This window comes from Lawsonibacter sp. OA9 (assembly GCF_022440585.1).
The window spans coordinates 1,987,674-2,000,323 of the sequence record NZ_JAKNTI010000022.1 but is presented as its reverse complement, the minus strand read 5'-3'; the positions used below and the strand labels follow the sequence as shown (position 1 = coordinate 2,000,323).

At 52.3% G+C, this 12,650-nt stretch carries 12 protein-coding genes; 1 reads left to right on the top strand and 11 read right to left on the bottom strand.

The window, feature by feature from the left end:
• Positions 1-32 precede the first annotated feature (32 nt).
• Complete coding sequence (locus tag MCG44_RS10895) at positions 33-245, top strand: hypothetical protein (protein WP_240288235.1); 213 nt, start codon at positions 33-35, stop codon at positions 243-245.
• Positions 246-417: 172 nt separating this feature from the next.
• Here MCG44_RS10895 and MCG44_RS10890 read toward each other — a convergent pair whose 3' ends face one another.
• The 11 genes from MCG44_RS10890 to MCG44_RS10840 all read right to left on the bottom strand — a co-directional run bounded on the left by MCG44_RS10890 (position 418) and on the right by MCG44_RS10840 (position 12,632).
• Complete coding sequence (locus MCG44_RS10890; RefSeq protein ID WP_240288233.1) at positions 418-1,275, bottom strand: MurR/RpiR family transcriptional regulator; 858 nt, start codon at positions 1,273-1,275, stop codon at positions 418-420.
• Between the two features lie 133 nt (positions 1,276-1,408).
• A complete protein-coding gene (locus MCG44_RS10885; RefSeq protein WP_240288231.1) occupies positions 1,409-2,605 on the bottom strand; it encodes a pyridoxal phosphate-dependent aminotransferase in 1,197 nt (398 codons plus the stop codon).
• Positions 2,606-2,653: 48 nt separating this feature from the next.
• The gene (locus MCG44_RS10880) at positions 2,654-3,859 is read right to left on the bottom strand and encodes a dicarboxylate/amino acid:cation symporter (RefSeq protein ID WP_240288229.1); all 1,206 of its coding nucleotides are present in this window, start codon (positions 3,857-3,859) and stop codon (positions 2,654-2,656) included.
• A gap of 57 nt (positions 3,860-3,916) precedes the next feature.
• Positions 3,917-4,435: an HD domain-containing protein gene (locus tag MCG44_RS10875; RefSeq protein ID WP_240288227.1), complete on the bottom strand. Its 519-nt coding sequence runs from the start codon at positions 4,433-4,435 to the stop codon at positions 3,917-3,919.
• Positions 4,436-4,492: 57 nt separating this feature from the next.
• Positions 4,493-5,191: an RraA family protein gene (locus MCG44_RS10870; RefSeq protein ID WP_240288225.1), complete on the bottom strand. Its 699-nt coding sequence runs from the start codon at positions 5,189-5,191 to the stop codon at positions 4,493-4,495.
• Positions 5,192-5,837: 646 nt separating this feature from the next.
• The gene (locus tag MCG44_RS15170; RefSeq protein ID WP_412531160.1) at positions 5,838-5,915 is read right to left on the bottom strand and encodes a hypothetical protein; all 78 of its coding nucleotides are present in this window, start codon (positions 5,913-5,915) and stop codon (positions 5,838-5,840) included.
• A 404-nt stretch (positions 5,916-6,319) separates the two neighbouring features.
• Positions 6,320-8,422, bottom strand: coding sequence for a sodium-translocating pyrophosphatase (locus MCG44_RS10860; RefSeq protein ID WP_186851944.1), 2,103 nt, complete (start codon positions 8,420-8,422; stop codon positions 6,320-6,322).
• 210 nt (positions 8,423-8,632) lie between these two features.
• Positions 8,633-10,069, bottom strand: coding sequence for a TrkH family potassium uptake protein (locus MCG44_RS10855; RefSeq protein ID WP_147571463.1), 1,437 nt, complete (start codon positions 10,067-10,069; stop codon positions 8,633-8,635).
• 36 nt (positions 10,070-10,105) lie between these two features.
• Positions 10,106-10,432, bottom strand: a complete 327-nt coding sequence (locus MCG44_RS10850; RefSeq protein ID WP_240288221.1) for a potassium transporter TrkG — start codon at positions 10,430-10,432, stop codon at positions 10,106-10,108.
• A 7-nt stretch (positions 10,433-10,439) separates the two neighbouring features.
• Positions 10,440-11,831, bottom strand: coding sequence for a Trk system potassium transporter TrkA (gene trkA / locus MCG44_RS10845; protein WP_147571460.1), 1,392 nt, complete (start codon positions 11,829-11,831; stop codon positions 10,440-10,442).
• 93 nt (positions 11,832-11,924) lie between these two features.
• Entirely contained in the window at positions 11,925-12,632 is a 708-nt protein-coding gene (locus MCG44_RS10840; RefSeq protein ID WP_147571459.1) for a hypothetical protein, read from the bottom strand.
• Positions 12,633-12,650 lie beyond the last annotated feature (18 nt).

The window sequence follows — 12,650 nt, the reverse complement described above, 5'->3', positions numbered from 1 at the left end:
ACAGAGCAGATGTTTGTCAACACTTTCTAAATATGGCCACCGTTCGGTCAAAAATCCTTGGAAAAACCAGAAGAGAAATGAAAGCCGGGCTTACATGTGCCTGCATGAATCTTAAAATTAAGGCAAAATGGGATCTTCTGGGGAAGAAGGCCCACTCAAAAATTCTATTTTATAATGCAATTCAGTTAATAAAAGCAAAGTGGCTCTGGAATGTAAATTCCAGAGCCGCTTTGTCTACAGTCTGAGTGCCAGCTTGACAAAACAGACTAGCAGTAGGGACTACTATTTGATGTTTATGCTTGGAGATTACCAGCAAATTTGTAAATTATGAGCCAACTTTTGAATAGAAGTGTACAACTTCTCCAATGAAACTGAGTTCTGACAATTCTGACTGACCAGTAAAAACATTTTGGAAAATTAATACAGGTGTTCCTTATCCATTACTGTGTCGATACGTTTGAAGCGCACTGTGCGCGTTACATCTCTGCGGTCGCTCATGGCCAGCAGGATTACCTCGGACAGACTCAGAGGAGCCACATAGGAGTTGGTGAATCCCAGACCTTCCACTTGGGCCAATACCACCACGTCCGCTTTGCTGGCTAAGGGGCTAGTGTGGCGGTCGGTCATCAGGATGATCTTGGCACCATTCTCTCTGGCAATGTCCATCAGTGCGCGGTTAATCTCGGAGTACTTGGGGAAGCTGTACAGGAACAGGCAGTCATGCTGGGTAATATCCAAAATATTTTCTACCGCGGTGGCATCCCCGTGGACCACAGGGACTACATGGGGGGTAAGGAACAGGAGCTTGCTGGCCATGTACTGGGCGCAGCAGGCGGTTCCTCGAAAGCCGGCAATGTACTTCCGGTCACTTTTCAGTAGGATATCTACGATCCGCTCCACAGTGTCCTGATCCATCTGAGAGTAGGTGCGTTGCAGGTTTTCCAGAGTGTACCGGCTCACATCGTTAATCAGGTTGCTAGGATTGAGTTTCTCCAGACTCTTGGCGTATTTCTCTCCCGGTGAAAGGTCTTTGTGGGCCTGAGCGATCTGCTTGGCCACTCGGGCGTTCATCTCACTGCGGAATTCCGAGTAGCCCTTAAAGCCTAGCTTCCGGATAAAGCGGATTACCGAGGTGTCACTCACCCCTATAGCCTCGGCCAGTGTAGTGGAGGTCTGGAACCCAATGGTGCTCAAATGCGCTAGAATATACTCCGCGATTTCCACGTCCGTCCGGGTCAGTGTCATGCTTTGAATTTTCTTTGCCAATTCTTCCATGATATCCCCACCCTTATTTAATAAATACAGGATACCACATAACCACCGTCCCGGTCAATCACTGGGGCTCCCTTTAAATACAGCGTGGGGTGGCGCAAATTGCGTCACCCCACAATTGAAACAGAATCTTTCCTTAAGTAAGTGCAGCTAGGGCACACTCCATCCGGTCCAGGGCCTCTTTCAAATTTTCCATAGAGTTGGAGTAGGAGATCCGAATCTTTCCGGGAACATTGTAGGCCTCTCCCGGCACCGTGGAGATCAGCGCCTCGTCCAACAGATATTGACATAGATCCACAGATGTCTCAATCTTTTTCACTCCGAAAAACTTGCCCAGATAAGACTGTATATCGGGATACACATAGAAGGCACCTTTCACGTTGGGACAGATGATCCCAGGGATGCTGTTCAGTCGCTTTGTCACATAGTCCTTGCGACGTTTGAACTCATTTACCATTTCCTCTAGGTCATGTTGGGGACCCTGGAGGGCGGCCACAGCGGCTTTTTGGGAGATGGAGCTGGTGGCGGAAGTGGTCTGGCTTTGTACCGCCATAATGCCCTTGATTACATCCGCCCGGGCAGCAGCGTAGCCGATGCGCCAGCCGGTCATGGCATAAGCTTTGGAAAAGCCATTGACGGTGATGGTATGGTCCTTTACCTCCTTAGAGATGGAGGCGACACTGAAGTGCTTGGCGCCGTCATAGACCAGTTTCTCGTAGATCTCGTCGGCTACGATGAAGAAGTCGTGCTCCACCGCCAACTGGGCTAGCTTGCGCAGGCTTTCCTCGCTGTACACCGCACCGGTGGGATTGTTGGGGGTGCAGATGATGATGGCCTTGGTTCTGGGGGTGATGGCCGACTGAATGGAGTCCAGATTTAGCTCATAGTTGTCCTCACGTACCGGGACGAGCACCGGATCAGCACCCGCCAGACGGATCATCTCCGTATAGCTTACCCAGCAGGGGATGGGCAGCAGAACCTCGTCCCCTGGCCCAGCAATGACCATCATGGTGCTAGCAATGGCCTGCTTGGCCCCCACCGCCGTGGTCACCTCATTCAGGGCATACTCTATGCCGTTTTCTTTCTTTAGCTTTTTTATGATCTCCTCTCGTAGTTCCAAGATACCGTTGCCCGGGGTGTATTTAGTAAAGCTGTCCGTAATAGCCTTTATCCCTGCCACCTTGATGTAGTCCGGGGTCCCAAAATCCGGTTCCCCTACGTTCAGGGAAATGATATCTTTCCCCTGCCGCTTCAGCTCTGCCACCTTGGCGATCAGCGCCGAGGTAGGCGAACCGCTGAATTTGCTCATGCGTTCAGCAAGTATAGTTGCCATAGTATCAGATTCTCCCTAATATATAAAATGCTAATCTTACACGCAGGATTACTTATCCATATTCTTCTGATCAAACACTTTTTTGTCTATCATACCCAAATTAGAGGCAATAACGCAGGTACCGATGTGGTCTCCGGTCACATTAACGGTAGTGGTACCGATGTTCACCAGTGGCCAGATGGCAGCGATTAGGGGCAGCATACCCATGGGCAGACCCAAAGCCTCAAACATTATGGCTGACATCACTACTGCAGTACCCTGGATACCCGGGGCTCCAATGGATAAAACTAGGCCCATGCCCACTGCCTGAATCACCAGAACGGGAGTCAGAGGAACATTATACAGCTCCAAAGCAGTGACCGCAATGATACCAAGAGAGGCCGCAAAACCGTTCATGTTGACCGTCGCGCCCAGTGGGAGAGAAAAACTGTAAATTTTCTCAGGTACGCCGCAGCGCTTCTCCTGGCAGGTGAAGCCCATAGGAAGAGCGGCATTGGAAGAACCGGTACTGAAGGCCATCATCAGAGCAGGACCGACGTTTTTATAAAACTGGATAGGAGAAAACCGCCCCATAAACTTACAAACGAGCGGATAAAATACCAACATAATGACCAGTAACGCCACATAGATTGCCACCACGAACTTAACAGCCACAGCTAACATCTCAGTTCCCAGGGTACCAGTCAACTGCATGGCTAGGAAGAAGATGCCGTAGGGGGCTAAGTCAGTGATCAAGTTGGTCATCTGGAGCATTACCTCGTTGCCTGCCTCAATAAAAGCAACAATGGGCTTCGCCTTTTCACCAACCATGATGATGCACACGCCAAAAAGTACCGCAAAGATAATGATGGGGATCATATCCATCTTGGCCATGGATGAAACAATGTTCTCAGGAATCCACGTCAGGATGGAGTCAGCAAAACTATACGCCTGGGAGGTGGTCTCCTCCACGGTACCCAGCATTCCCTCCGCTCCGATGCCAGGGTTCACGCCCAGGGAGATTACCACGCCTATAGCTGCAGCCACGATGGTAGTCACAATGTAAAATACAATCACACGTATGCCTACTTGGCCAAATTCCTTCGGACTGGCCAGTTTGGTTACGCCAGAGATAATCGAGAAAAATACCAGCGGCACAATCAGCATCTTCAGTAGCTTGATATAGGCATCGCCCACTGGAGCAAGCACAGCAACATTCTCGCCAAACACAAAACCGATCACACATCCGGCAATCAAGAGAATAAATATTTTCATATAAAGGGGAATATTTTTCCACGCTTTCATCATGTTTTCTCCTCTCTCATTTCAAATTTAATCGTCCAAAAATCGACAGGTCATTTCCCAGTCGCACAAGTCCGCGTAGTTGAACAAAACACCTTCTTTCCACATGGGCTTCATATTCTGGTCATGGGTATGGGTTAGGATCAGATGCTGCATATCCACATCGAACCCTGCTTCCCGCGCCAGCATCGCTGTTAACACACCATGCTGGATTTTTCGGCCAATTTCTGAAACCACCAGTTTACCGTCTTTGTCGTAGACATATTCCACCACCTTATCTACGTCGTGGAGCAAGCCCAGGATAATGATTCGCTGCTCATCAAAGTTGCAGCCGTGATACTTGTGGATGATGCGGGCCAGTGACAAGGCGCATTCTACCGAGGAGTTGACATGAGAGATCAAGGTTATGTCATCCATTCCCTCTTTGAATTTGGCCTGGTCAAAGGTTTCCCAAGGGCTCATATCCAGCGCTGTGTACCACACCTGCACAATACCCTGAACTGTAGCCGGATCCGCTACATCCCGAAGACTGGGCAGGTACTGTGCCAATTGTTCAACTTTTTCATCTATTGTCATATTACTTGCTTCCTCCTGCTTCGATTGCTTCTATTCCCCATAAGTTCCGTTGATAAACTCGGTCTTTTTTGTCTCCAGGCTTTTCATGACCCACGCCCGGTTGGAGGTCCCGTTTTTGGCGGCTTCCACTTTAGCTGCGTCCTGCTCATGGAACTTCTTTGCCGCCTCTAAGACCACTGGGGCATCCTTTAGGGGTACCACGATAATCCCGTCAGCGTCGGCTACAATAATATCGCCGGGGTTTATGCTGACGCCGCCACAGGCGATAGGGACGTTGATCTCACCAGGACCCTCCTTGTGTGGACCACCCGGAGTGGAGCCGGTAGCATACACCGGCAGGTCCATCTCTCGCAGGGCATCCAGATCCCGGACGGGTCCGTCCAGCACCAGTCCGCCCAGCTTCCGCTGGTACTTTGCATAGGTGAACATGATCTCACCCATGAGGGAACGGGTCTGGTCTTCATCGTTGGACACCACGATGATATCTCCCGGCTGAGACATGTCCAATGCCTGATGCAGGAACAGGTTGTCTCCTGCCCGTGCCTTTACTGTAAGAGCTGGCCCAACCATGATGCCCCGAAAGCCGCTCATCAGCTTGATCCGGGGATTCATGGCACAGGAGCGGCCCATGGTATCTGCGATGTTGGCGGCTGGCAGCCCGGCGAAACCGTCCAGTAGCTCCCGGCTAGGCATAGGACGTTTTAGGAACACTCGATTTCCAATGGACATTTTGCTACATCCTTTCTTCTTATATACTGGGTATGTTGTTGCTATAACTACATTTTATTTATATGTTGAATATTTGTCAACAAAACAATCGAATTATGTATGTTTTTCTGTGTATTGACCAACAAAAAAACCTTGTCATGTAGATATTTCAATATCTGCAGGTGGAATCTGTTATTTTTTTGGATTTTAGAGGTTTTTTCTACCTTTTGAAGTACCAGGTCATGATGACCACATCCCTTATTGGGGTGGGTGCAGTAGACTTTTACAGACTATTGTCTATATCCCTCCTAAAAGGATGTGTTGGTCAAGTGCATTAAGTTTGTGATCCCCAAGGATTTGGACATATCCGGCGAATCGTCCCAGGCGATGTGCACCCCAGCCCGTTTCATTGCCCACACTCACAACAGTGATTATCGCTGTTGTGAGTGTGTTTTGACCCTGTAAACCAGCCGAAGATTACAGCGGACTATTTTTAGACGGACATATCTGAAAAAATGTACTTGATCCATTTGAGCAACAAACGTATTTTTGGCGTTTCAAGCGGTCATTTGTCTTTCTATCCAAAAAAACAAAAGGCACGCCTCCGGCGTGCCTTTTGACAGACTGAGGAGTGCTGGCATTACACCAGCACTCCTATTTTCTGCCTTTAACGATAAATCAGTTCGTCATAGAATATTTCTTTTGTACAGATGTAGATGGAGTTCATCTTTCTCATCCATTCCATCTGATCTTCTGCTTTGAGTTTTTTCGTAATGCTCTCTTGCATAGCTATCTGATATTATTGGTCGAGAAAACATTTCCTTTATTTTCTGGCCTATTTCGGCCAAACAGCTGTTCAGCTTGCCGCCTAGCAGCAGATAGGTATAGATTTTCTTTGATGCACCACAGGTGTCGCCGGTCCCATATGCCGATAGAAGCGAATTCAGAAATGATGAGGTTAGAGAGAAGATAATCCAACTTTTGGCGGTAGGTTCCTTCCGTCTGCTCAAATACGGACCTTCCCATGATAATTCTGCCCATATCTGTTAAATATCTCTGCTATCTAATCACTCTCGGCTATCTGATAATAGCTAAGAGAGGTAACTTCCTTACGTTATCTCACCTTGTGCGGGGGCGGTTTTTATGTTTTTATAGCAGGTGGAAGTTGACGATCAGGCCGGAGAACACGATGGACACGGTAGATACCAACTTGATCAGGATGTTCAGGGAGGGACCGGAGGTGTCCTTGAAGGGATCGCCCACGGTGTCGCCGATGACAGCGGCCTTGTGCTGCTCCGAGCCCTTGCCGCCGTGGTGGCCAGACTCGATGTACTTCTTGGCGTTGTCCCAGGCGCCGCCGGCGTTGGACATGAATACTGCCACGGCAAAGCCGGAGACCGACACACCACCCAACAGGCCCACCACACCTTCCACAGACAGGATCAGACCGGTGAAGATGGGAACGATGATGGCCAGCAGGGAGGGCTTCACCATCTCACGCAGGGCCCCCTTGGTACAAAGGCCCACGCAGGAGGCGTAGTCAGGATCTGTGGTGCCCTCCATGATGCCGGCGATCTCCCGGAACTGGCGGCGGACCTCTACCACGATGGACTGGGCGGCCCGCTGGACAGCGCTCATGGTGAGAGCGGCAAAGACAAAGGTGAGCATAGCGCCGATGAACAGTCCCACCAGCACAGCTGGGTTGGTGAGGGAGAGGTCAGGGGCATAATCCATCTTGGCCTTCACGATATCTACATAGCTGACCAGCAGGGCCAGGGCGGTGAGGGCGGCGGAGCCGATGGCAAAGCCCTTTCCGGTGGCGGCGGTGGTGTTGCCCAGGGAGTCCAGGGCATCGGTGCGCTCACGGACCTCATCACCCAGGCCGGACATCTCGGCAATACCGCCGGCGTTGTCAGCCACAGGGCCGTAGGCGTCGGTCGCCAGGGTGATGCCCAGGGTGGACAGCATCCCGACGGCGGCAATGCCAATGCCGTAGAGGCCCTTGGAGAACAGCTCGGTATAGTTTTCAGCAGAGGTAGTGAGAGAGCCCCCGGCAGCCAGGAAGGAGATGATGACTGCCGCGCCCACGATGAGGATGGGGGCGATGGTGGACAGCATTCCCAGGGACAGGCCGCCGATGATGGTGGTGGCGGCGCCGGTTTCTGTGGAGTCGGCCAGCCCCTGGGTGGGCTTATAGGTGTCGGAGGTGTAGTATTCGGTGAAGTAGCCGATGGCACAGCCTCCAATCAGTCCGCAGAGGATGGCGATGTAAACGCCCCAACTGCCCAGGATGAAATAGGTTAAGGGGGCGGCGATGACAGCGGCCAGGACAGCGGCGGTATAGGTGCCTTTGCGCAGGGTGCCCAGCAGCTCACGCTGGCTGGCTCCCTCTTTGGTTCGGATCAGGAAGGAGCCAAAAATGGAGCACAGAATGCCCACCACAGCCAGAGCAATGGGGAGCAGCATAGCCTCCCAGCTGCTGCCGGGATAAGCGGCCACACCTAGAGCGAAGGTGGCCAGGATAGAACCCACATAGCTCTCATACAGGTCGGCACCCATGCCGGCCACGTCACCCACATTGTCACCTACGTTGTCAGCGATGGTTGCGGGGTTGCGGGGATCGTCCTCCGGAATGCCAGCCTCTACCTTACCTACCAGGTCGGCGCCCACGTCGGCGGCTTTGGTGAAGATACCGCCTCCCACACGGGCGAACAGAGCCATGAAGGAGGCGCCCATGCCAAACATAACCATGGTCTGGGCAATTTTGGCGGCGTCATAGTGAGCCACATACTTCAAAATATGGAACCACACCGAGATATCCAGCAGACCTAATCCTACCACAGTGAAGCCCATGACTGCGCCGGAGGAAAAGGCTACATTCAACCCTTTGTTCAGGCTCTCGCTGGCCGCCTGGGCGGTGCGGGCGTTGGCAGAGGTGGCGATCTTCATCCCCACAAAGCCGGCTAGAGCGGAGTAGATGCCGCCGGTGAGGAAGGCAAAGGGAATAAACCAGTTATCCAGCATATGGAACCTTGCCAGAGCCAGCAGTATCAAAAACACCACGAAAAAGACCTTGGACACCGTGGCATACTGGTGCTTCAAATAGGCGTTTGCACCCTGCCGGATAGCGGCGGCGATCTTTTTCATGGTGTCGTTGCCCTCGGAGAAGGCCCGGACCCTGTTGCTTTGGAGCCAGGCGAACAACAGTGCCACCGCAGCTCCCACTAATCCGATCCAGAACAATCTATCCAAATCTTACACGCTCCTTTGATACGATAAGCAAATTCTAAATATAGAATCAAATTGCTTAATCGTAAGGTTATAAAAGTATTTTACCACATAACAAAAAAATTGCAAGTCAAAATAACGGGAGATTCAAAAAAGATAGCAGTGACAGAAAGGGCGGAAGGAGCCGAAAAAGCCCGGCCATTTCCAAGGAAATGGCCGGGCCGCTTGTAAAAATCAGGTGTGTCGCCAGGCTTGACGGCTGAAAAGGACCAGAATGGGGAAGATTTCCAGACGCCCGATAATCATACACAGTGACATGACTATCTTGGACAGATGGGAGAAGGCGGAAAAATTACCGGTGGGACCCACCAGCTCCAAACCAGGACCCACGTTGCTGATACAGGTAAGGGCGGAACTGAAAGATACGGAGAAGGGAAAATCGTCTAAAGAAATGATCAGGGTGGCAGCTAGTATGATGAAAAGATAGCTGCCGACAAAAACGCTAATAGAACGTAGTGTGTCCTCTTCCACCACCTTGCCGTCCAGCTTAACTACCTCGACAGACCGGGGATGAATAACCCGGTGGATCTCCCGCCGAATGGAACGGAGCAGAATCAATACCCGAGAGCACTTGATGCCTCCTCCGGTAGAGCCGGCACAGGCGCCGCAGAACATAAGGAGCACTAGAATTGTCTGGGAGAAATGGGGCCAGAGTACAAAATCCGCGGTAGCGAAGCCAGTGGTAGAGATGATAGAGGCTACCTGGAACACGGAATATCGGAGGCTCTCCCAAATACTGGTATAGAGGGGAGCGATGTCTATGGCAATCAGGATGGTGGCGCCTGTCACCACTAGCAGGAAAAACCGGAGCTCGTCGCTGGAGAGGGCTTCCCGCCATTTCCGGGTGAGCAGCAGGAAATAGACCGCGAAATTCAGTGAAAACAGAAGAATAAAGACGGTAATAATCAAGTCGATGGCCACACTGCCATAAGCGCCCACGCTGGCATTCCGGTTGGAAAAGCCCCCGGTACCGGCGGAGGAAAAAGCGTGAATAAAGGAATCATACAGCGGCATACCGGCCAGTTTCAGACACACAACCTCTGTCAGGGTGAGGACGCAATAGATACTGTACAGGATTTTAGAGGTCTGGGCCTGCTTGGGTACCAGCTTGGAGAAGACCGGACCGGGGCTCTCCGCCTGGGTCAGGTAGTGAGAGCGGATACCGAGAGAGGGTACGATAGCAGTGGCTAACACTAATACGCCCATACCGCCCAGCCAATGGGTGAGGGAGCGCCAGAAGAGGATGCCTTTGGAGCAGGCCTCAATATCAGCTAGGATTGTGGCACCAGTAGTGGTGAAGCCGGAGGCGGATTCAAACAGACAGTCTGTAAAGGAGGAAAACTCCCCAGAGAAGTAAAAGGGGAGCGCCCCGGCCACGCTGACCAGCAGCCAGATCAGGCCGACAGCAGCGAAGCCGTCCCGCAGAAAAAAGCCAGACCCAGTCCGCATTAGAGAGAGGGGAAGGCAGGTGCACAGGAGAACGGCGATGCTGGTCAAAAAGGGGAGAGGACTTTCGCCATAGAGCAGAGACACCCCCAGAGGAAGCAGCATGGAGCCGGCAATTAGCAGCTCTACGCGGCCAAGGAGTTTCAGGATGAGCTTGACATTCATATAGGGCCTCCGGGAAAATAATATCGGGAAAAAAGATCAGGTGTGCCGCCAAGCCTCACGGCTGAAAAGGACCAGGATGGGGAAGATTTCCAGACGGCCGATGACCATGCACAGCGACATGACCAGCTTGGACAGAGAGGACAGCAAGGAAAAATTACCGGTAGGTCCCACCAGATCCAGACCCGGCCCGACGTTGCTCAAACTGGCCAAAGCAGAGGTGAAGGAGACAGTGAAGGGGTACCCATCCAGAGAGATGATCAGGGAGGTCCCCAGTAGAAGGAGGGGAAAGCAACCGAAAGACGCCAGGGCAGGGGGAAGGACCGACTCCAACCCTTTTAGCTCCGCCTGCCCTAACAGTTTCAAAATAAGTTTAAGGCTCTCCAGGGTGGGGGAAGGGGCCATCGTCCTCGTAGATGTCGTTTAAATCCAGGATGAGTCTGCCGCGGGAAATCAGAATGACGGAATCTCCCTCCTGAATAGAGGAGGAGCCCTCCGGGATGATGATGTCCCGCCCACGCATGATGACGGCGATCAGAATGCCGCTTTTCAAACGGAGATCCTTCAGGGGAACATTCAGATAACGGGTAGTAGAACGCACGGTAAACTCCATGGCCTCAGCCGCGCCGTCAGCGATGCGGTGGAGTGAATTCATCACGCTGCCTTGAGAGTTCTGCATCCCGCGGACCCGGTGAAGGATCTGGGCGGCAGTGATGGCCTTGGGAGAGATAACACTTTCCAGACCGATGGCCCGGGCAATGCCGGCATAATTCTGGCGGTTGGCCTTGGCGACTACCTTGGGTATGCCCTGCTGCATGGCATATAGGGAGATGATCAGATTGTCCTCGTCCCGGTCCGTGAGGGCTACAAAGGCGTCAGAAGCGGAAAAACGCTCCGACTCCAGCAGCTCCTGATCGGAACCATCGCCATGGATTACCATGGACTTGGGGAATTTTTCACTGATGAGACGACACTGGGCCTCGTCCAATTCCACGATTTTCAGCTTCATCCCCATCTTCTCCAGAATGCGTGCTAAGTAGACAGAGATCTTGCCGCCGCCCAGAATAAAGACATGGTGGACCTTCTGAGCGTATCGGCCCAGCAGGCGGAAAAACTGATCCAGACTTTCCGGACGTCCTACCAGATACAGCTTGTCCCCAATTTGAGGAACAAAGGAGCCATTGGGAATGACCACCGATTTTCCCCGTTCTACAGCACAGAACAGCAGGGACAGTTCCTTGACCTGGGGAGGCAAAGAGTAGAAGGGGGTGCCAACGAGAAAATCTCCATCCTGTAGGCGAAAGCCCATCAGCTCCACACGGCCCCGAAAGAACGTTTCAATGTTGGCGGCGGGAGGGAAACGGAGCAGGCGGGAAATCTCAATGGCGGTGGCGTTCTCTGGATTGATGACCATGTCGATCTTCAGATTCCGGCGCAACTCTACCAGGCTATTGGAGTACTCCAGGTCACGGATACGGGCGATGGTGTAGCCGGTGCCCATGTTTTTTGCGGTCAGGCAGCAGACCATATTGACCTCATCTGAATTGGTGGCCGCGACCAGCAGGTCGGCGGTATCCGCCCCGGCCTCCCGCAGAGTGGAGGTGGAGACACCGTTCCCGTGGATAACCATGACGTCCAGCATATCGGAGGCCCGGCGCAGAGACTCCTCCCGCAGATCCACGATGGTGACGTCGTGCTGCTCCCGGACCAGCTGTTCTGCCAGCGTGAAGCCGACTTTTCCGCTGCCTACAATGATGATTTTCATGTAAAATATCCTTTCGCGTATGATATCATACTCTGCTTTCACCAGAGCAGGAGGGAATGTTTTTCAGAACATATAGAGACAGAGAAGCGGACTTTAGATCGTCCACTCACCGTGTACTACACCTACCAGCAGCCAGCCAGACTCTCCCAGCTCGAATACCAGCTTTAAGGAGCACCAGTCTAACCCCTCGTTCACTGGGTCAATACTGGGGATACAAAAGTCTACGAATCGGCAACCGGGGTAAGCCGTAGTAATATTCTCCAGGGCGTTGCCGCTAATCATAATCTGGTCGATGCCGATCTCACTGGCCTGGGTGTAGTCCTGGTTGAATACATACCGGTCCACATATTGGGATATCGTCATCTGGATAGGGTTGCCTCGGCCATCTTCAAAGCCCCAGGTGTAGACCCGGGGGTCCTCTTCCAGCCCCTGGATTTGGGCCGCGGAAAGGGTCAGGTCTTGCTCAAGATTTACGGTAGAGTACGGGGTAAAGGTCACGCCCTTTTCGGGGTGGACAAATGAGGCCACCTGACCGTAATCCTCCTCTTTCAGGGCATGGAGAACAGCACAGGCGGTGTTGAGCAGGGGAAAGTTGTCCGGGGGCAGGGGGGTAGATGATTCTGTCTGGGTGGAGCTGTCTGTGACAGAAGAAGAGCCAGGGGCGGGAGCGTTGGACAGGGCGCTGGGGGTAGGAGGAAGGATAACAGTTTCCCGAAGGGACCAAGGAAAGGGAAAGATGCCACCTAATAAAAAACCAATCAGTAGACAGATTGCGGCCGCAGGGAATATAGAACGCTTCAAAATAGGACCTCCTTCATG